Origin of the sequence: Cryobacterium sp. HLT2-28 (assembly GCF_004402495.1) — a bacterium.
Lineage (GTDB): Bacteria > Actinomycetota > Actinomycetes > Actinomycetales > Microbacteriaceae > Cryobacterium > Cryobacterium mannosilyticum.
Genome location: NZ_SOFH01000029.1, coordinates 220181 through 239623, shown reverse-complemented (window position 1 = coordinate 239623; position 19443 = coordinate 220181). Strand labels below are relative to the sequence as shown.

The window sequence follows — 19443 nt, the reverse complement described above, 5'->3', positions numbered from 1 at the left end:
TCCTACCCGGCCGGTGCCGGCGCAGCGGGAGGGGCGCACGCCGTGGCGGCGCGGATCGCTTCCGCGGCCTGCTCCTCGGTCCACGGCAAGGGTGTCGTCGGTGCGGAGGCCGGCGTAGAGTCCGCGGCGGGGGCGGCGGCACCTGCCCCGGTGCCTGCCGTGTCGTCAGCCGCAGGCACGGCCCACACGATGGCGGCGAGGCGCCGCGCCACGGCCTCGGCGAAACCGGCCCCGTCAGTCGAGTTGTTGAAAGCGACCACGATCGTGAGGCCGCTGGCCGGATCGGAGTACGCCGCCGAGATGAACCCGGGGATCGCCCCGGACCGCCCGCGGAGCGGACCGATCTGCTCGGCGCCGAGGCCGTAGCGGCGCCAGCCGGGCGCGTCGGCTCCTTCGGCCACCGTCGCCCACTGCGCCTTCGCCGTCGCGTCGGTGAGCAGGCTGCCCTCGGCGAGGGCGCTCACCCACTTCTTCTGATCGGCCAGGGTCGACACGGCGCCGGCCGCGGCACCGCCCATCGACGGCGACAGCTCGGTCACGGTGAGGACACTGTCGCAGACGGGGTGCCCGGCCGCGTCGAGCGCGGCGGTGAGCCCCTCGGGGTGTGAGCCGGGCAGGCCCAGCTCATTCGGGCCGGGCAGGCTCGTGCCGGTCATGCCCACCGGTTCGAGCACCAGGCTGCGGTAGAGAGACGACAGGTCCTGGTGGGCCGCCTCCTCGAGGGCCATCCCGAGCAGCACGACCCCGGTGTCGGACTGCGCCCAGACGCCACCGGGCAGCCCCACGCGCGGAGACCCCATCCCGCTGGACACCACCTCCTGCGCCGGCCAGATCCGGGTCGGGTTCTTCACGAACTGCGGGAGCAGGTTCCGGGTGTAGTCGGCCAGGCCGGACGTGTTGCGGCACAACTGGCCGAGAGTGACTCCCTCGAGTCCCACCATCCGGTCGAGGTAGGTCGAGACCTGGTCGTCGAGCTTCACGATGCCCTCATCGACGAGCTTCGCCAGCACAGTGCAGGTCAGCGCGGTCGTGTTCGTGCCGATCCGGTAGGTCATGGCCGTGCCCATGGGAACGGCGTTCCCCGGCGCCGTGGTGCCGGGCGACACGACCCATTGCCCCGCCCACGGCGCCCAGACGCCGGCGAGGGCTCCGCTGGAGCCGGACTGGGTGATCGCTTCGGCGAGGGCTGCGTCCAGGCGGCCGGCGATCGCCGCCGGGAACGGGGCCTGCACCTGCGGGTGGCTGTCGCCGACGGCACCGGCCGTGCCCGTGCATCCGGAGAGCAGAAGGGCCGCGCTCACCGCGAGTGCGCTCACGGCGCATCGTCGGGGCGCCCTCCCAGCGTTCGTCATGACATCTCGACGTTCATTCCGTTACCCCCATTGGCTGCTGACCCCTCTACGAGGGAGTGTACTCAGGACCCGGATGCCGTGCGTGCATTGACCAAACCGAATCGCCCGGAACTCCGAATAGTTATCGTGCACGGATCGACCGTGACACCAAACAGGAGGTCTTCTCATGCGCACTTCACCCAACCGCCTCGTCGCCACGGTCTTCGGCGCTGTCTACCTGCTCGTCGGACTCCTCGGCTTCGCCGTGACCGGCGGCATCAGCTTCATCGCGACCGAGGGCGGCCTGCTCCTCGGCCTCTTCGCGGTCAACCCGCTGCACAACGTGGCCCACCTTCTGATCGGCGCGGCGCTCCTGATCGCCGGGCTGGCGAGTGTTCCCGCCGCGAAGGCCGTCAACACCACGATCGGAGCGGTCTACCTGCTGCTCGGCATCGTCGGCTTCTTCATCGCGAGCACCGCGCTGAACATCCTCGCCCTCAACACGCCGGACCACTTCCTGCACCTCGCCAGCGCGATCGTGCTGCTCGGGGCCGGCCTCGCAACCGACAAGGTCGTCAACCGCACCCACGACCGCGCCGCCACGGCCTGACCGGCAACGGCCCGGCTCGCACGGCCCTCGTCCATGCCCGATCCACGGAAAGGCACGCCATGACCTCGATCAGCCGCCTCTGGCTCGCCTTCGCCGCGATGGGCGCCGGCACGATCCACCTCGCCGTCGGCGCCAGCGCCCCGGTGCTCCTCGCGATCCTCCTGGTCGGGTTCGGCGCCGCCGAACTCGGCTGGGGCGTCGTGATGCTGGTCAGCGGGCGGCTGGTCGCCGCGGACCTGGCCCTGTTCGGCGCCCTCATCCCCGTCTTCGTGTGGGGAGCGACGGCGACGCTGGGCAGCGGGTTCGGGCTGCCCACCGGCGCCACGGGCCTCCCCCTCTTCCCGATGATGGTGGCGTCACTGTTCGGTCTCTTCATCGCCGCCGCCCTCGCCATCGGTCGCCGCACGGCCGGCCGGGGTGTCCGCCCGCCCGGTGGCGCGGGCACCGCCGGGCCGGGCGCCGGGCCAACGGATGCCGCGGCCGCCCCGCCGGGCTGGCGCTTCCTGCTCGCCCTCACGATCGGCGGGCTGTTGTTCTCCGGCCTGACCACGCCGGCCCTGGCCGCGACGGACGCCGGAGCCCACGCCGTGCCCCACGGCTCACACGGCCTCCCGGCGTCGACGTCCCCCACCGTCGACCCGACCGGCCACCACCACTGACCCCAGGCATCCGTCGCCTCGCGGCGCAGGTTCGAGCTGGGGGCGCATGTTCGATCGTGCGCCCGCTTTCGCAACGTGCGCCGCGGCGCTCGTTCGTGACGCGCAGACCGGGCGGGCCGGTCAGTCGGGCAGGGCAGGCAGGTCGCCGCGGGGACCGTTCATGAACCGCTGCACGTTCTCGTCCACGATGATGTCGCTCGGCCGCAGCGGACGGGTGAGGTAGAGGCCGTCGAGGCTGGTCAGCCGGCTCAGGGCGACGTAGGTCTGACCTGGACTGAACACCCGCGCCCCGAGGTCCACGATCGCCCGCTCGTAGGTGGCCCCCTGCGACTTGTGGATGGTGACCGCCCACGCCAACCGCAACGGGAACTGCGTGAACTCGGCCACGACGTCCTTGCTCAGTTTCTTGGTGGTGGCGTTGTATGTGTACTTGAACTTCTCCCACACGGCGGGCTCCACCTCGTGGGTGACCCCGTCGATGTCCACGTAGACCGTCGAGTCGACCCGGGTGACGGTGCCGATGCTGCCGTTCACCCAGCGCGGACCGCCGTCCTGCGGGGAATCGTTGCGCAGGAACATGACCTGCGCGCCCACCTTGAGTTCGAGCACCTCATCGGCCGGGAACGTGCGGCCGCCGAAATCGCCGGTGACGTCCGCCTTGGCGGTGAGGGCCTTCCCGGAGAGGCTCTTCAACGCGGCCGCATTGATCCGGTTCACGGAATCGTTCCGGGTCGCGAGGGTGATCACGCCCTCCGTCGGCGGCTTCCGCTCCCCCGCCGCGTTGAGCGCCCCGCCGATCTCCGGCGTGACCTGGCCGTGCCGGACCGCGTTGAGCATGAGCTTGAAGTCCGCGTCGCGCTGGCGGTGCACCTCACTGAGCTCGAAGATGCGCAGGTCGGCGTCCCGCCAGACCTTGGCGTCGAAGAACCACATCGACCGGTAGGTGTCAGCGAAGTAGGCGCGCTCGTCGGAGTCCCCCGGGACCGGGGCAAGCTGGTACGGGTCGCCGAAGAGCACGATCTGGGCCCCGCCGAAGGTGTCGTTGGGCCGTTGGCGGGCCTGGCGCAGGCTGCGGTCGATCGCATCCATCAGGTCGGCGTTGACCATGGACACCTCGTCGATGACCACGGTGTCAATCGTGTTGAGCAGCTTGCGCAGCTGGTCGTTCTGGTCGATCGGGTGATCGGCGATCACCCCGATCGGCAGCCGGAACAGCGAGTGGATGGTCTGGCCGCCCACGTTGAGGGCGGCGACGCCGGTGGGCGCCGCGATGACGATCTGCTTGCTGGTGTTCCAGGAGAGGTGGTTCAGCAGCGTGGACTTTCCCGTTCCGGCCCGGCCGGTGACGAAGACGTTCTGGCGGGTGCCCTCGATCGCCTGGAACACCTCGGCTTGTTCGCGCGACAGCGGGATCTCGGACACGTGGGACGCTTTCGATGGGTGCGGGAGGGACATTCCACTGTATCCGCTGTCCTGCGACCGGCGGCCGTCACCACCCGGCTTGTGCACTCCGGCCGAGCGGGTGCCTGCCCGTGGACCCGCGCCATGGGAGGATATGGACGTGAGCAATGGGGACGGCACCGGCCGTAGCAGCCGGCGACGCGCCATCCTCGCCATGGTCGTGATTGCCGCCCTGCTCTGTGCCGCCTTCGCGGCCGCGATCGGTTCACTCAACCGCGACCTGTACAGCGCCGGCGGTTTCGTGCGCCAGTACCTCGAGGCCATCGCCCGGCACGACACGACCAGTGCGCTCCAGCTGCCCGGGGTCGAACTCACGGATAAGGCGCTCAAGGCCGCCAAATTGCCCCAGAACCTGCCGGCCACGCTGCTGCGACCGGCGGTGCTCGGCGCGCTCACCGACATCCACCTGACCAGTGACACCGAGGACGAACCGGGCAAGCACACAGTCGTCTACGGTTTCCGCCTCGACGGCAAGCCCGCCTCGATGGCGTTCAGCGTCGCCCACACCGGTACCTTCGCCGGGGTCTTCGACAGTTGGCGCTTCAACGCCAGCCCGCTCGCCGTGTTGCAGGTCACGGTGCTGCACGAGGCGTCCTTCACGGTCAACGGCCTGACCCTCGACACCCGGGCACACGCAGCGGCCGACGCCCCGGCCACCTTCTCGAACCAGGCCGCGTACCTCGCGTTCGCGCCCGCGCTGTACTCCGTCGGACACTCGTCGAACCTGCTCACCGCCCCGGCCCAGCAGATCGCGGTCACGAAGAACGGGGCCGCGGATGTCACGATCGACGCCGAACCGAACAAGCTGTTCCTCGATCAGGTGCAGACCGAGCTGAACGGCTTCCTCGACGACTGCACCACCCAGCAGGTGCTCCAGCCGTCGAACTGCCCCTTCGGCATCGAGATCAACGACCGGGTCAAAGGCGTTCCGGTCTGGACGATCGCGGCCTACCCGGTGGTGGCCCTGACCGCGGGAACAACCACCTTCGAGATGGCCGACACCACCGGCCAGGCCCACATCGTCGTCGAGGTGCAGTCCCTGTTCGACGGCGACGTCGAGACCCGCGACGAGGACGTCCCGTTCGCGGTCGCGCTGAGCGTGACCGTCCGGCCCGACGGATCGCTGGCGATCCAGCTGCACTGACCCGTTCGGCGCGTTCAGCCCGGCGGCTCGTTCAGCCCCGCCGGTCGCGGGAGGCCAGGGCGGCCAACTGGTCGTTGTACCGCTTCAACTCCGCCTCACCGGTGCGGTCCGCGTTGCGGTCGGTGCGCCGGGATTCCTTCTCATCACTGCGGCTCCACTGGATGGCGACGGCGATGGCCAGGGCGATCGTCGGGATCTCGCCGACGCTCCACGCGATGCCGCCGCCCATCTGCTGGTCGGCAATGCCGCTGAGGCCCCAGTTCCGTCCCATCGCGCCATACCAGTCGGCGAGCAGGAGCCCGGTGCCGGTCATCAGGGTCACTCCGAAGAAGGCGTGGAACGCCATCGTCCCGAGCAGCAGGAGCAGCCGGCCGGCATACGGCAGTCGGTAGGGCACCGGGTCGATCCCGATCAGCGACTGCACGAACAGGTACCCGGTGATCAGGAAGTGCACCACCATCCACTCGTGGCCGATGTGGTCGGTCGTCGCCCAGCTGAACAGGGACGAGTAGTAGAACACCCACAACGACCCGGCCCAGAGTCCGGCGGCGACGAGCGGGTTCGCCAGGATGCCCGCATAGCGGGAGTGCACGGCCAGCAGGATCCACTCGCGCGGGCCCCGGCTGCCGTCCTGACGCTTGCGGATAGCCCTGGCGGCGAGCGTCACGGGCGCTCCGGGCACAAGGAACACCGGCACGAGCATCGTCAGCGCCATGTGCATGAGCATGTGCGACGAGAACAGGTAGCTCGCGTAGAGGTTGGCCCCGCCGTTGGTGATGTAGAAAAGGATGAGCATGCCGATGACCCAGAGCACGGTGCGGTAGAGCGGCCACTTGTCGCCGCGGCGCCGCAGGCGGGCCACGCCCGCGAGGTAGAAGAAGATCCCGAACGCGCAGAACAACACCCAGGCCAGGTCGAACCTCCACTCGGTGAAATACCGGCCGAAGGTGAGTTCCGGCGGAAGCACCTCCCCCGTCAGGATCTGGGCGGGCGTCGCGGTCGGCACCGACGTCGCCACGATCTGCGCCACCGGGGTGGCCGTGCGCGCCAGCGCCGCGGCGACGCCGGAGGCCAGGCCCATGAAGCCCAGTTCGGCCACGACAAGCCACCAGAACCAGGTGCGCGACCGGGCGTCGCCCGGCTGCGCGCTCCGTTGCATCCGGGCCACCAGGAAGCGGCGCTGCAGCACCCCGAACCCGCCGAGGGCGATCAGCGCGATCACCTTGACCAGCACGAGAATGCCATAGCCCGTGAGCAGCCGCTCCCAGGTTCCGATGCGGAGCTCGGCGCTGACATAGCCGGTGGCCGCGACGACGATGAAGCAGACCACGGCCAGTGAGGAATACCGGCCGATCACGACGCCGATCCGACTCCCGACCAAGTGTTTGCGGAGCACGACGATGGTGAGCAGGCCGCCGAGCCAGACGGCCGCGAAGACGAGATGCAGGCCAAGGGCGGTGATGGCGACGTCGTGCCCCTCCGCGCCGGCCGCGTGCCCCTGCAACGCCATGGGCACGAGCGCCCCGACGGCGAGGGCCGCCACGAACACCAGCGCGGTCTGGTTCCGCACCGCGAAGCAGAGCACCGTGACGCCCGCCGCGATGAGCGTCGTGCCGAGCCAGGCCTGGCCGAGTTCGATCTCACTGAAGAACTGCCCGGCGGTCGCACTGAACCGGTCGTCGAAGCTGAGCGGCACATTGGTCACCTGCAGGAAGGTGAGGAAGCCGGTCAGCGCAGCGGCCACCGTGAGCAGGGCGGCGGATGCCGCGGCGAAGTCGATCGCCGTGTTGAATTCCGGCTCCCGCGGGCTCAGCGCGAAACAGGTGAGCACGAGCGCACCGATGGTTCCGGCCGCACCGAGGTTGACGAGCAGTTTGGCCAGCGGAAGACCCCACCGCACGACGGGACCCGGGTCGGCGAGCAGCTGTCCGGTGGCGCCGCCGCCGTACGCGAGGGCGACCAGGGCCGACAGCACGGCCGCGATCAGGAGGACCGCCGGACCGGAGATGCGCAGGAGACGAGTCACTGACTCAGCCTATCCGCGCCCACCTGTGCCGAACGCCCAGACCTCCCTTACTCACACCAGGGAGGTTAAACACAGGGGGCGTCGACCGAAGTCGACGCCCCCTGCACGAAAGCGAGACTACTTTGCGGCGGCCTTCAGCTTGCTGCCTGCGGTCAGCTTGACACGGTGGCCCGCGGCGATGGCGATCTCTTCACCGGTCTGCGGGTTGCGGCCCGTGCGCGCTGCGGTAGCGGTGCGCTCGACTCCGAGCCAACCCGGGATCGTGACCTTGCCGTCGTTTGCAACGGTGTCGGCGAGGGTTGCGAAGAAAGCGTTCAGAACGCCGTCGACGGCAGCCTGGCTCTGGCCAGAGTCTGCGGCAACCTTGGCAACGAGCTCGGTCTTGTTCAGCGACTTGTCAGCCATTGAGTGTCCTCCTCGGACCTTTGTCTGTAAAAACAGGTTTTCACGTAAATGCGGGCGACGCCCTGAGAGCGACCCCGTCGGTCGGTTCGACCGCGTTGAATCTAACAGAGTTCCGCGAAAAACCGCGGATTTACGGCGTTTTGAGACGCATTCACCCCCGGAAGCGGCTCATTTTGCGCTCTCCGCGCAAAACAAAGGGGATGCCGACCGAAGTCGACATCCCCTTCACTGTTCAAAACCTGGGTCTCGAACCGGAATCAGGCGGTATTACCAGCTGGACTTGGTGATCCCGGGCAGTTCGCCCCGGTGAGCCATGTCGCGGAAACGAACGCGCGAGATCCCGAACTTGCTGAGGTGTCCGCGGGGACGGCCGTCAACCGCGTCGCGGTTGCGCAGGCGAACCGGCGACGCGTTGCGGGGCAGCTTCTGCAGGCCGAGGCGTGCCGCTTCACGCGACTCGTCGGTACCGGCCGGGTCAACGAGGGCCTTCTTCAGTTCAAGGCGCTTCGCCGCGTAGCGCTCGACGATAACCTTGCGCTGGTTGTTCTTGGCAATCATGCTCTTCTTCGCCATTTTTAGCGCTCCTCACGGAAGTCAACGTGCTTGCGCACTACGGGGTCGTACTTCTTGAGCACGAGACGGTCGGGGTCGTTGCGGCGGTTCTTCTTGGTCACATAGGTGTAACCGGTTCCGGCCGTCGAACGAAGCTTGATGATCGGGCGGACGTCATGCTGCTTGGCCATTAGATTTTCTCCCCACGGGCGAGAAGGTCCTTGACGACCGACTCGATGCCACGAGCATCGATTACCTTGATGCCCTTGACCGAGAGGGTCAGGGTCACGTTGCGGCGAAGCGACGGTACGTAGTACTTTTTGGTCTGAACGTTCGGGTCGAAGCGACGCTTGGTGCGTCGGTGCGAGTGCGAAATGTTGTGTCCAAAGCCGGGAACGGCTCCGGTCACCTGGCAGGTAGCTGCCATGGTTCTCCTCCAATACCGAAGGGCGAATGCCCTTCCCAAGATCTCTTGTCGGCCGAAACGCAGGCGATTCCCGGTGAACCGGGAGCCCGTGACACGGCAGTGCACGCACAGATATGCGCAGCAACGTCCAACACTACGGGCATGGCCGCCGATCCGCAAACCGGTGCCGCTCCCGGGCCGGGTGGCCCGGTTCAGGACGACGACAGGTCAGGCGGTGACGGATGCCGCGGTGCAGGCGGCGCAGACTCCGAAGATGTCGATCACGTGCGCCGCCTGGCTGAAGCCGTGCTCGGCGGCCACGTTCGTCGCCCAGTTCTCGACGGCATCCACTTCGATTTCGATCGTGAGGCCGCACCGGCGGCAGATCAGGTGGTGGTGATGGTCGGTGGTGCTGCACGCGCGGTACAGGCTCTCCCCCTCCGGGGACTGCAGGGAGTCGGCCTCGCCCTCGAGGGCCAGGTCGGCCAGGGCCCGGTAGACCGTGGCGAGGCCGATCGGCGACCCGGTGGAGTGCAGCCGGGAATGCAGGCCCTGGGCGCTCACGAAGCCCTCGGTGTCGCCGAGTGCCGTGCGCACGGCCTCCCGCTGCCAGGTGTTTCGCTTCACGGTCTCAACCTCATGGTCTCAACCGTAACCGCGCCCGGCCGAGGGAGCGCACACCGAGGGCGGCAAGGAAGAACGCGGCGGCGGTGAGGGCGATGGCGGGCCCGGCCGCGATATCCAGCCCTCGGGACAGCAGCACCCCGCTGATGCCGGCGACGGCGCCGAGCACCGGGGCGGCAAGGAAGATCTGTGTCGTCGTGCGGGCCAGCAGGCGTGCCGCGGCGGCCGGCGCCGCGATCAGCGCGATGGCGAGAATGGCGCCGACGGCCGGCATGGCCGTGACGACGGTCGCGGTGATCAGCGCGAGGCTGAGGAGCTCGATCGGCCATTCCCGGTAGCCCGCCGCCCGGTATCCGGTGCGATCGAAGGTCGAGAACAGGATCTCCTTGCCGAGGAAGACGACGACGAGCACGGCGACCACGAGCACCCCGCCGGCCAGCGCGACATCCGCCGTCGTCACGGTGAGGATCGACCCGACCAGGAAGGAGTCGACGTGCACCGGCAGGGCGGGGTTCAGCGATTGCAGGAGCACCCCGAACGCGAAACCGGCGGTCAGCACGATCCCGGAGGCGACCTGGCTCCCCTGCCGGCGCACCCGTCCGATCAGCGTCATCACGCCCACGATCGCGATGCTGGCAAGAAATGCCCCCAACGGAATACTCAGTCCGAGGACGGCCGCCGCCACCGCGCCGGGAAAGGTCGCGTGAGTCAGGGCCTGGGCGAAGAAGGTGCGCCGGCGCAGGATGACCAGCGCGCCGACCAGTCCGCAGAGCGCCCCGATCACCGCGGCGGCCAGCAGTGCCTTCTCGAAGTAGCCCATCAGCGGGCCACCCGCGCACGTCTCAGCCGGTCGACGGCGAGCCGCCCCACGAGTGCGAGGAAGTACGCGGCCACCAGCACGAGCACGACGGTCGCGCCGCTGGGCAGGTCGATCCCGGCGCTGACGGATGCCGCATAGCCCAGCGTGAGCCCCAGCCAGGCTCCGACGGCGGCGACCGTCGCAGCGATCGGGAAGAGCAGCCAGAGCCGGTTCGTGGCCAGCCGGGCCACGGCACCGGGGACGATCAGCACGGCCAGCACGAGCAGCGTCCCGACGGCGCTCGATGCGGCCACCACCACGAGGGCGATCGCGACGTTGAGGAGCACGTCCAGGAGGAGCGGGTGGAAGCCGACCGCGGCGAAGCCGGTGCGGTCGAACGCCCGGAAGACCTGTTCCTTGAGGGTGAAGGCCACAATGGAAAGCGCTGCCGCGCAAATGACCACGGTCTGGATCACCTCGACCGGGCTCACCGTGAGGAGGCGCCCGAACAAGAGCTGTTCGAGCTGGCCGACGTAGTTCGTCTCCCGCGACACCACGATGACGCCGATGCTGAACATGGCGGTGAAGACGATCGCGATCGCGGCGTCGATGGCCACGGCCCGGCGCGCGATCAGGGCGAGCACGACGGCCGTGAGCACTGCGGCGACCATGGCGCCGGCGAAGAGACCTTCCCGGCCTCCCCAGACGAAGCCGATGGCGATGCCGGGGAAGACGGCATGGGTGAGCCCGTCGCTGATGAATTCGAGTCCGCGAAGGTTCACGAGCACCCCGACCACTCCGGCGACCAGGCTGAGCACGAGCAGGAGCACGAGGGCGCGGGCCATGAACGGCAGCGTGAACGCGTCGAACAGGGCGCCGGGGATGTCCAACTCAGTGACCGGTGTGGCCGGGGACGACTACGGTGTGCTCGTCCATTTCGACGCCGACGGCCTTGAACGTGCGCTGCACGTTTTCCAGGCTCAGCACCTGCTCCGTCGGCCCGAAGGCCACCTGGCTGCCGTTGAGCAGGAGGACGTCTTCGCAGACTTCGCGGGCAAGTCCGAGGTCGTGGGTGGAGACGAGGACGGCCACGCCGTCGCTCTTCAGCCGTTTGACCGTGTCGACCAGCGCCGCCCGGTTCTCCTGGTCGAGGCCGTTGAACGGTTCGTCGAGCAGCAGCAGGCGCGGCCCGGAGGCGATGGCCCGGGCGAGCAGGCCCCGTTGCTGCTGGCCGCCGGAGAGCTCGCCGAAACGGGTCTTCGCGAGGTGGCCGAGACCGACGGCGTCGAGCGCTTTCGCCGCCAGGGCACGGTCGCGTTTGCCGGGCAACCGGAGCCAGCCCAGCGTGCGGTAGCGGCCCATCAGCACCACCTGCCCGAGGGTGACCGGGAATTCGGGGTCGAGCTCGTCGGTCTGCGGCACATAGCCGATCGTGCCGGTCGGGGCCGGCGACTCCCCGAGCACCTCGACGGTGCCGGCGACCCGGGTGATCAGGCCGAGGATGCCCTTGAGCAGGGTGGACTTGCCGGAGCCGTTGGGGCCGATCAGGGCCACAGCCTCGCCGGCTGCCAGCGCGAAGCTGATGTCTTCCAGGGCCGGCTTCTGCCCGTAGGAGAAGGATGCGCCCGCCACCCTGAGGGCGGCGGTGGGCGTCCCGCCCAGCTGAGAATCGTTCTCGTTCACGAGTCCACTATTGCAGGTCGGCCGGGATCGCGGAGGGGGTGACGCCCCACGACCGGAGGATCAGTCGCACGTTGTGCAGTTGGGACGCGATGTAGGTGGCGCCGTCGCTCCCGGCCGGGCCGAGGGAGTCGCCGTAGAGGGCGTCCGCGCCGGAGTAGACGGCGACGCCGGCCTGGGTGGCGATGGTGTCCGCGGCCTTCGGGTTGATCGAGGCCTCGGAGAACACCGCCTTCACCCCGGTGGCCTTGATGGCGGCGACCAGCCGGTCGATGGCGGCGGCGCTCGGCTCGGCGTTGTCGTCGAAGCTCGGGATGACGCTGCCGACGTAGGTGATGCCGTAGGCGGTCGTGAAGTAGCCAAAGGCGTCGTGGTTGCTCACGAGCAGGCGCTGGCCGGCCGGGACCTGGGCGACATTGGCTCGGATCCACGCGTCGAGTTCTTCCAGTTTGGCCCCGTAGGCGGCCGCGTTGGCGGCGAACGCGTCGGCGTGGCGCGGTGAGGCCGCGCCGAGCCCCGTCTCGATGGTGCGCACCATGGCCTCGGCGTTGGCCACGTCGGTCCAGATGTGCGGGTTCCCGCCGGCGTTCTCCTGGGCGGCGTCGCCGCGGGGCGCCGTCTCATCGTTGCCCGCGGCATCCGCGGCGATGGTGATGCCGGTGTCGGACTCGATCGTGACTCCACGGAAGCCGGAGGCGTCGATCGCGTCGGTGAGCCATTCCTCGAGGCCGACGCCGTTGATCACGAGCACGTCGGCGCGGCCGAGGGCGGTGAGGTCGGCGGCCGAGGGGTCGTAGGCGTGGGCGCTCTGGTTGGGCTGCACCAGCTGGGTCAGACTGACCCCGCTGGTGTCCCCCACCACGTTGCGGGTGAGATCGGCGACCTGGGTCGTCGTTGCAACAACCGTCAGTTCACCCGACGAGCCGCCGGAACCGCCGGCCGACCCGGACGTCGCTGCCGAGCATCCGCTGAGCGCGAGCGCGGCCGCGATCAGGATCGCTGGCAGGACAAGTTTCGAGGTGGTCACACCGTCAACGTTATGCCTATTGATAATGAGTGTCAAAACCATTAGGTGTGCGCGCCGCGTCCCGCCCAACGATCGGCGCCGCAACTATTGCCGCTACGGACAACTGTTGCTCGTGCGCGGGCCACAATTGTCCGCATCGGCCACAGTTGCCCTCGAGACCGGGGCGGCTGGCCACGAGCACCGCAACGCAACTCGTTCTGGGTCGTGCGCGACTGATACTCGGGTCGGTCGCGGTCGTGCCGCTCCCCCTTGCGATCACGCTCCTGACTCTGAGCTGTTCAACCGGTCCCTGGTCCTCATCACGGGCGGCACCCTTGTCAGCGGGCCGGGCGCGGATGCGCCTTCCTCGGCGAGATTCGACTGGCCGCCGCCGACGCTCCCGAGGGCGCCAGGGCGCGGTCTCTCTCCCTTAGTACTTCGCCTTCAGCTATCGGGCTGCGGGAGTGCCCACCCTGGGCGCCGGCGGGGCGAGCGCTACTGTCGGAATCCTGCCTGCGATCGCCGGCTTCGCCGCCGGAGCCGTCGTTGCGGCGTGCGCTTCGGTCAGCCCCATCTTTCGCGCGGAACGTACGGCCGCCCGGGGGGGGTGAGCCGTCGGGCCTAGACGACGCCGGACGTGCCGAGGAGCGAGCCGATGGCAAACGTCACGAAGAGGGCTGCGGCTCCGCCGAGGACCACCCGAGCGATCGCGCGGGGTTTCGGGCTGCCGCCGAGGTGGGCGCCCGTCGCCCCGAGGGCGGCCAGCGCGATCAGGACGGCGGCGAAGGTCACCGGGACCCGCACGGTCTCCGGCAGCAGCAGGATCGCCAGGAACGGCAGGAGCGCGCCGAGCGTGAAGGCCATGGCGGAGACCCAGGCGGCGTGCCAGGCGCTCACGACGTCGTCCTCTGCAATGTTGTGCTCCGCGAGAAGATGGGCCCGAACGGGGTCGATCGTGGTGAATTCCACGGCGACCTGCCGGGCGGTGGCTGGGGCGAGGCCTTGGTTTTCGTAGAGTCTGGCGAGTTCCTCGAGCTCGCCGGCCGGATCGGCGAGGAGTTCCCTCTTCTCGCGCGCGATGAGGGTGCGCTGGCTGTCGCTCTGGCTGCTCACCGAGACATATTCCCCGAGGGCCATAGAGATGGCGCCGCCGACGAGGCCGGCGGTACCGGCCGCGGCGATCGCGGCGGCCGAGTGGGTTGCCCCCGCGACTCCGACGACGAGCGCTGCGACGGAGACGATGCCGTCGTTGGCGCCGAGCACCCCGGCGCGGAGCCAGTTCAGGCGGCCGGCATGGCCTTCGGCAGGCTTCCGGTCGTCGGCTGCGGTGTCGACCGAGGGAGTGACCGGGGCGATTCTGGCGGGGGCGATGGAGGTCATGTGAACATCAGAACACACGGAATCGAAGGCCGCCAGCGTGGAAAGCCTTACCTCACCAGGGCGTTAAAAAGCTGGTGAGGTGAGGCTTCCCAAAGTTCAGGCTCGTTATTCGAGGAGGAGGGCCGGTTCCTCGATGATGCTCGCGACGTCGGCCAGGAAGCGGCTGGCGACGTCTCCGTCGACGACCCGGTGGTCGAAGCTGGCCCCGATGGTGGTGACCTGGCGCACCCGTACCTCGCCGTCGACGACCCACGGCTTGGGCTTGATCGTGCCGAGGGCGACGATGCCGGCCTCGCCTGAGTTGAGGATGGGAGTGCCCGTGTCCATCCCGAACACGCCGATGTTGGTGATCGTGATCGTGCCGCCCGACATGTCCGCCGGGGTGGTCTTGCCGTCGCGCGCGGTCATCGTGAGGCGCTCGAGCGCACCCGCCAGCTCGAGCAGGCTCATGTCCTGCGCCTCTTTCACATTGGGCACGATCAGGCCCCGCGGGGTCGCCGCCGCGATGCCGAGGTTGACGTAGTGCTTGATGATGATCTCCTCGTCGGTGAAGATCGAGTTGACCGTGGGATTGCGGCGCACCGCCCAGATCATTGCCTTGGCCATGATCAGCATGGGGGAGACCCGCACGCCGGCGAAGTCGGTGGAGGCCTTGAGCCGTTTGACGAATTCCATCGTGCGGGTGGCGTCCACGTCGACGAACAGGCTCACGTGCGGTGCGCTGAACGCGCTGGAGACCATGGCCTGGGCGATGGCCTTGCGCACGCCTTTGACGGGGATGTGCTCCTCGCGGTCGCTCGGCCACTCGGGCGTCTGGATGTTGCGGAAGACGCTGGCCTGGGTGGCGGCGCGCAGCACGTCCTCCCGGGTCACGTCGCCGACCGGGCCGGTCGCCTCGACCAGCGCGAGGTCGACGCCGAGGTCCTTGGCGAGCTTGCGGATGGGCGGCTTGGCGATGACCGGTCCGGCGGATGCCGCGCGGGGCAGCTGGGGGAGCGGCGCTGCCGCAAGCCGCGGGGCAGCGACGGGCGGCGGCGCGATCGACTCGTGGGCGACGGGGGTGCCGCCGTGGCGCTTGCGCCTGGTGGGCATGGTGGCGGTGGCGCCGCGGCCGACGAGCACGGCGCCGGGCATTTCGGCCGGTTCGTCGGTGATGGTGGAACCGGCATCCGCTGCCGCGCCGGCCAGCTCGTTCTCGGTGGCATCTGCCGGGGCGCCGGGCGCGACCGGGGGAGCGGACGCCGCGGCATCGGCTGCGGAGTCGGAGACGATCGTGATGATCACGGTCCCGACGTCGACCGTCGTTCCGGGCTGGACGAGGATCTCGCCGACCACGCCGATGTAGGGGGAGGGCAGTTCGACGAGGGACTTGGCCGTCTCGATCTCGACCAGCACCTGGTTGATCGCGACGGTGTCACCCGGCGCCACCTTCCACTCGACGATTTCGGCCTCGGTGAGACCCTCGCCGACATCCGGCAGTGTGAACTTCGACACGCTCATGGAGTGCGCTCCTTGCGATGGGTGAGGGAGGGGAGCATGCAGGGCATATTCAGTAGGCGAGGGCGCGGTCGACGGCCTCGAGCACCCGGTCCGGGCTGGGGAGGAAGTGCGTCTCCACGGCGGCGGGCGGGAACGGGGTGTCGAAGCCGGAGACGCGCAGCACGGGGGCCTCGAGCAGGTAGAACGCCTTCTCCATCACGGTGGCGGCGATCTCCGACCCGACGCTGACGAAGCCGTGCGCCTCCTGGGCGACGACGAGGTGGCCCGTCTTCTCCACCGAGGCGAGGATCGGCCCGTAGTCGACGGGGGAGATCGAGCGGAGGTCGATGACCTCGATGCTGATGCCCTCCGCGGCGGCGAGCTCGGCGGCCTGGAGCAGCACACTGACCATGGCGCCGTGGCCGAGCACGGTGACATCCGTGCCGGTGCGCACAACCCGGCTGGCGTGGAGAGGGGCGCCGCTGGTTCCCAGGTTCACCTCGCCCTTGGGCCAGTAGCGGCTCTTGGGCTCGAAGAAGATGATCGGGTCGTCGGAGGCGATGGCCTCCTGCATCATCCAGTAGGCGTCATGCGGGTTGGACGGGCTGACCACGCGCAGGCCCGGCGTGTGCGCGAAGTAGGCCTCCGGGCTCTCCTGGTGGTGTTCGATCGAGCCGATGTGGCCGCCGTAGGGGATGCGGATCACGACGGGCATGATCACCTGTCCCTCGTGCCGGTTGCGCATCCGGGAGAGCTGGCTGGTGATCTGGTCGAAGCCGGGGAACACGAAACCGTCGAACTGGATCTCGCAGACCGGGCGGAATCCGCGCAGCGCGAGGCCGATCGCGGTGCCGATGATGCCGGACTCCGCCAGCGGGGTGTCCAGCACGCGCTTGTCGCCGAATTCGGCGTACAGGCCCTCCGTCACCCGGAAGACGCCGCCGAGCGGGCCGATGTCCTCGCCCATCAGGAGCACCTTCGGGTTGTCCTGCATCGCCTTGCGCAGCCCGGCGTTCAGGGCCTTGGTCATCGGCAGGCTGGCCGTCTCCGGGCCGGCCGGGGTCACTGCGGTTCCCGACGCCGGTGCGGCGTGCGCGGCCGAAACGATCGTGTCGCTCATGCGTCGCCTCCTTCGAAGGATGCTTCATAGCGCCCCAGCCAGGCCTCTTGCTCCTGCACCCGCGGGTGGGGTTCGGCGTACACGTTGTCGAAGATCACGTTCTTCTCCGGCGAGTGGATCTCGAGGGCGCGCCGGCGCACGTCGGCGGCGTTGTCCTCCGCCTCCTCGTCGACGGCGTCGAGGAATTCCTGTTCGACGCCGAGTCCCTGCAGGTAGGCGCGGAACCGCACGATCGGGTCCCGGGCCACCCAGTAGGCGAGTTCGTCGGGGTCGCGGTACTTGGTGGGGTCGTCGGCCGTGGTGTGGGCACCCACCCGGTAGGTGAGGGCCTCGATCAGGGCCGGACCCTTGCCGGCACGCGCGTCGTCGAGGTGCTTGGCGGTCACCGCGTAGCTGGCGAGCACGTCGTTGCCATCGACCTGGGTTCCCGGGATGCCGAATCCGCCGGCCCGCAGGTACAGCGGGGTGCGCGACTGGCGTGTCACCGGCACGGAGATGGCCCAGTGGTTGTTCTGCAGGAAGAACACCTGCGGGGTCTGGTAGCTGGCCGCGAAGACGAGGGCCTCGTTGGCGTCGCCCTGGGAGGATGCACCGTCGCCGTAGTAGACGATGACGGCCTGGTCGGTCTCCGGGTTGCCGGTCGCCGTCGAGCCGTCCAACTGCATTCCCATTGCGTAGCCCGTGGCGTGCAGGGTCTGCGAGGCGAGCACGAGCGTGTAGAGGTGGAAGTTGCCGTGGTCCTCGGGGGTCCAGCCGCCGAGGGTGACCCCGCGCAGCATCCGGAGGATGTCGACCAGGTCGAGGCCGCGGATCATGCCGACGACGTGCTCCCGGTAGGACGGGAAGATGTGGTCCTGCGGGCGGGCGGCGTAGGCGGAGCCGACCTGGGCGGCCTCCTGGCCGTGGCTGGGCACCCAGAGGGCGAGCTGCCCCTGGCGCTGCAGGTTGGCCGCCTCCTTGTCGAACCGGCGGATGACGACCATGTCCCGGTAGAACCGGCGGTGGTCGGCCTCGGTGAGCCGGTCGAGGTAGGGCAGGAACTCGGCGGCGGCCTCGCTGGGCGCGAAGACACCGGCGGGGGAGAGCAATTGCACCGTTGGCGAGGCGTTCGGGGTCGCTGACACCGTCCTAACCTATCCGCCGGGCCGGATGCCCCGTTGGTAGATCATCGACAATGTCTGCGCACATGCATACGAGCTTTTCCACAGATTCTTCCTCGCCGATCGAGATCCGGATGCCTTCCGGCGGGAACGGACGCACGACCAGTCCGACGGCGGAGAGGACGTCGGCGATGTCGGTGGTTTCCTCGCCGGCGGGCAGCCAGACGAAGTTGCCCTGGGGTGCGGGGATGTTCCAGCCCTGCTCCGTGAGCGCCCGCCAGGCCGCGTCCCGGCGTTCCGTGATGGTGCGCACCCGCCGCAACAGCTGGTCGGATGCCGCGAGGGAGGCGATGGCGGCGGCGGCGGCGACTCCCGTGACCGACAGGGGGATCGCGGTGGCGCGGGCGGCGTCGAGGATCGGCACCGGACCCAGCGCGTAGCCGACCCGCAGGCCGGCCAGGCCGTACGCCTTCGAGAAGGTGCGCAGCAGGACGAGGTTCGGGTAGCGCTTCAGCAGCGGCAGGCCGGTGACCGCCTCGGGGTCGGTGACGAATTCGGCATAGGCCTCGTCGAGCAGGACCAGGAGGTTGTTCGGCACGACGGCCATGAACGCCTCGAACTCGTCCGAGGTGACGATGGTGCCAGTGGGGTTGTTCGGACTGCAGACGATGACGACGCGGGTGCGCTCGGTGATCCGGGCGGCCATCTCCGGCAGGTCGTGCCCGTGGTCGTCCCGGTTCGGCACGCGCACACTGGTCGCGCCGGCGACGGTGACGAGGCTGGGGTAGGCCTCGAAGGACCGCCAGGAGTACAGCACCTCGTCGCCGGGCCCGGCCGCCGCGAGGATGAACTGCGCCAGCAGGGCAACCGATCCGGCGCCGACGTGGACCTCCTCGACACCGACCTCGTACTTCGCGGCGAGACGCTCACGCAGGGCGAGGGCCGAGGCATCCGGGTACCGGTTGTAGGCGGTCTCGGCGCTGACGGCATCGATGACGCCGGGCAGCGGGTCGAAGGGGTTCTCGTTGCTCGAGAGTTTGAACGCCGTGGCCGCGGCGGCCCGTCCCTGCCTATAGGCCGGAAGGGCGACAATCTCGGGGCGCAGGCGGACCGATGGCTGGTCTGATGGGCTCACTCGCCGATTCTACGCCGGGGCATATGCAGACAGTGAAATGCGGTGCGGCCCCCGGCATCCGGTGCCATAGTGAGGGCATGGCCAGATTCCTGATCAAGCTGATCCTCAACGCCGTCGCCCTGTGGATCACGACCCTGCTCGTGGTCGGGGTGCACGTGGTCCCGTACGCGCCGGACACGGCCGCCGTGCTGATCAGCTACCTGCTGATCGCCCTCATCTTCGGCATCGTGAACGGGGTGGTCGGCGGGTTCGTGCGCGTGGTCGCGTTCCCGCTCTACGTCCTCACCCTGGGTCTGCTGGCGCTCGTCGTCAACGGTCTGCTCCTGCTGCTGGTCGCCTGGATCTCCGGCCTTCTCGGCTTCGGACTCGTCGTCGACAGCTTCGGCTGGGGTGTGCTGGGCGCCCTCGTGCTCGGCGTCGTCAGCTGGCTGCTCGGCCTGCTGGCCCGGCCGGCCACGCCCCGCCGGTAGACCGGCCCCGGTAGACCGGCCCGATAGACCGGCCCGGGCAGACCGGCCCGGGCAGA

General features: G+C 69.2%; 21 protein-coding genes. 4 read left to right on the top strand and 17 right to left on the bottom strand.

The annotated features are described in order from the left end of the window. Window positions 1-2: 2 nt before the first annotated feature. Entirely contained in the window at window positions 3-1316 is a 1314-nt protein-coding gene (locus E3O48_RS16105; protein ID WP_166788731.1) for a serine hydrolase, read from the bottom strand. Window positions 1317-1518: 202 nt separating this feature from the next. On the opposite strand from E3O48_RS16105, the gene E3O48_RS16100 reads away from it, so the two are divergent. Then, on the top strand, window positions 1519-1941 hold the full coding sequence (locus E3O48_RS16100; protein ID WP_134540430.1) for a DUF4383 domain-containing protein: 423 nt from the start codon (window positions 1519-1521) through the stop codon (window positions 1939-1941). 59 nt (window positions 1942-2000) lie between these two features. Next, window positions 2001-2600, top strand: a complete 600-nt coding sequence (locus tag E3O48_RS16095; protein ID WP_134540427.1) for a hypothetical protein — start codon at window positions 2001-2003, stop codon at window positions 2598-2600. Between the two features lie 120 nt (window positions 2601-2720). Here the strand turns inward: E3O48_RS16095 and E3O48_RS16090 are convergent, their stop codons facing one another. Further along, window positions 2721-4022 carry an ATP-dependent RecD-like DNA helicase gene (locus tag E3O48_RS16090; protein WP_134540425.1) on the bottom strand — a complete coding sequence of 434 codons (1302 nt, stop codon included), beginning with the start codon at window positions 4020-4022 and terminating at the stop codon, window positions 2721-2723. A 139-nt stretch (window positions 4023-4161) separates the two neighbouring features. Here E3O48_RS16090 and E3O48_RS16085 point away from each other — a divergent pair, with 139 nt between their 5' ends. Continuing rightward, the gene (locus E3O48_RS16085) at window positions 4162-5205 is read left to right on the top strand and encodes a hypothetical protein (RefSeq protein ID WP_134540422.1); all 1044 of its coding nucleotides are present in this window, start codon (window positions 4162-4164) and stop codon (window positions 5203-5205) included. Window positions 5206-5236: 31 nt separating this feature from the next. On the opposite strand, the gene E3O48_RS16080 is transcribed toward E3O48_RS16085, so the two are convergent. The 15 genes from E3O48_RS16080 to E3O48_RS16010 form a co-directional block, all read right to left on the bottom strand. After that, entirely contained in the window at window positions 5237-7231 is a 1995-nt protein-coding gene (locus E3O48_RS16080) for a cytochrome c oxidase assembly protein (RefSeq protein ID WP_174774815.1), read from the bottom strand. Between the two features lie 117 nt (window positions 7232-7348). Further along, a complete protein-coding gene (locus tag E3O48_RS16075; RefSeq protein ID WP_066598601.1) occupies window positions 7349-7636 on the bottom strand; it encodes an HU family DNA-binding protein in 288 nt (95 codons plus the stop codon). Between the two features lie 267 nt (window positions 7637-7903). Next, on the bottom strand, window positions 7904-8209 hold the full coding sequence (gene rpsN / locus E3O48_RS16070; protein ID WP_134364793.1) for a 30S ribosomal protein S14: 306 nt from the start codon (window positions 8207-8209) through the stop codon (window positions 7904-7906). A gap of 2 nt (window positions 8210-8211) precedes the next feature. After that, window positions 8212-8379, bottom strand: a complete 168-nt coding sequence (gene rpmG / locus E3O48_RS16065; protein WP_104099752.1) for a 50S ribosomal protein L33 — start codon at window positions 8377-8379, stop codon at window positions 8212-8214. Next, complete coding sequence (rpmB, locus tag E3O48_RS16060) at window positions 8379-8615, bottom strand: 50S ribosomal protein L28 (RefSeq protein ID WP_104099753.1); 237 nt, start codon at window positions 8613-8615, stop codon at window positions 8379-8381. The genes rpmG and rpmB overlap by 1 nt, the downstream gene beginning before the upstream one ends. A gap of 207 nt (window positions 8616-8822) precedes the next feature. Further along, complete coding sequence (locus E3O48_RS16055; RefSeq protein ID WP_134509494.1) at window positions 8823-9221, bottom strand: Fur family transcriptional regulator; 399 nt, start codon at window positions 9219-9221, stop codon at window positions 8823-8825. 10 nt (window positions 9222-9231) lie between these two features. Further along, complete coding sequence (locus tag E3O48_RS16050) at window positions 9232-10038, bottom strand: metal ABC transporter permease (protein ID WP_134540419.1); 807 nt, start codon at window positions 10036-10038, stop codon at window positions 9232-9234. Further along, window positions 10038-10907, bottom strand: coding sequence for a metal ABC transporter permease (locus E3O48_RS16045; RefSeq protein ID WP_134540416.1), 870 nt, complete (start codon window positions 10905-10907; stop codon window positions 10038-10040). Before E3O48_RS16045 ends, E3O48_RS16050 begins: the two co-directional genes overlap by 1 nt. A gap of 1 nt (window position 10908) precedes the next feature. Next, window positions 10909-11700, bottom strand: coding sequence for a metal ABC transporter ATP-binding protein (locus E3O48_RS16040; RefSeq protein WP_241974805.1), 792 nt, complete (start codon window positions 11698-11700; stop codon window positions 10909-10911). Between the two features lie 7 nt (window positions 11701-11707). Continuing rightward, a complete protein-coding gene (locus E3O48_RS16035; RefSeq protein ID WP_241982579.1) occupies window positions 11708-12724 on the bottom strand; it encodes a metal ABC transporter substrate-binding protein in 1017 nt (338 codons plus the stop codon). Window positions 12725-13324: 600 nt separating this feature from the next. Beyond that, on the bottom strand, window positions 13325-14083 hold the full coding sequence (locus tag E3O48_RS16030; RefSeq protein WP_134540410.1) for a VIT1/CCC1 transporter family protein: 759 nt from the start codon (window positions 14081-14083) through the stop codon (window positions 13325-13327). Window positions 14084-14188: 105 nt separating this feature from the next. Next, a complete protein-coding gene (locus tag E3O48_RS16025) occupies window positions 14189-15583 on the bottom strand; it encodes a dihydrolipoamide acetyltransferase family protein (protein WP_134540407.1) in 1395 nt (464 codons plus the stop codon). A gap of 49 nt (window positions 15584-15632) precedes the next feature. Continuing rightward, window positions 15633-16592 carry an alpha-ketoacid dehydrogenase subunit beta gene (locus tag E3O48_RS16020; RefSeq protein ID WP_241982585.1) on the bottom strand — a complete coding sequence of 320 codons (960 nt, stop codon included), beginning with the start codon at window positions 16590-16592 and terminating at the stop codon, window positions 15633-15635. 86 nt (window positions 16593-16678) lie between these two features. After that, window positions 16679-17806, bottom strand: coding sequence for a thiamine pyrophosphate-dependent dehydrogenase E1 component subunit alpha (locus E3O48_RS16015; protein WP_241982578.1), 1128 nt, complete (start codon window positions 17804-17806; stop codon window positions 16679-16681). 4 nt (window positions 17807-17810) lie between these two features. Then, a complete protein-coding gene (locus E3O48_RS16010) occupies window positions 17811-18917 on the bottom strand; it encodes a histidinol-phosphate transaminase (protein ID WP_134540401.1) in 1107 nt (368 codons plus the stop codon). A gap of 77 nt (window positions 18918-18994) precedes the next feature. On the opposite strand from E3O48_RS16010, the gene E3O48_RS16005 reads away from it, so the two are divergent. Further along, complete coding sequence (locus E3O48_RS16005) at window positions 18995-19387, top strand: phage holin family protein (protein ID WP_134540397.1); 393 nt, start codon at window positions 18995-18997, stop codon at window positions 19385-19387. Window positions 19388-19443 lie beyond the last annotated feature (56 nt).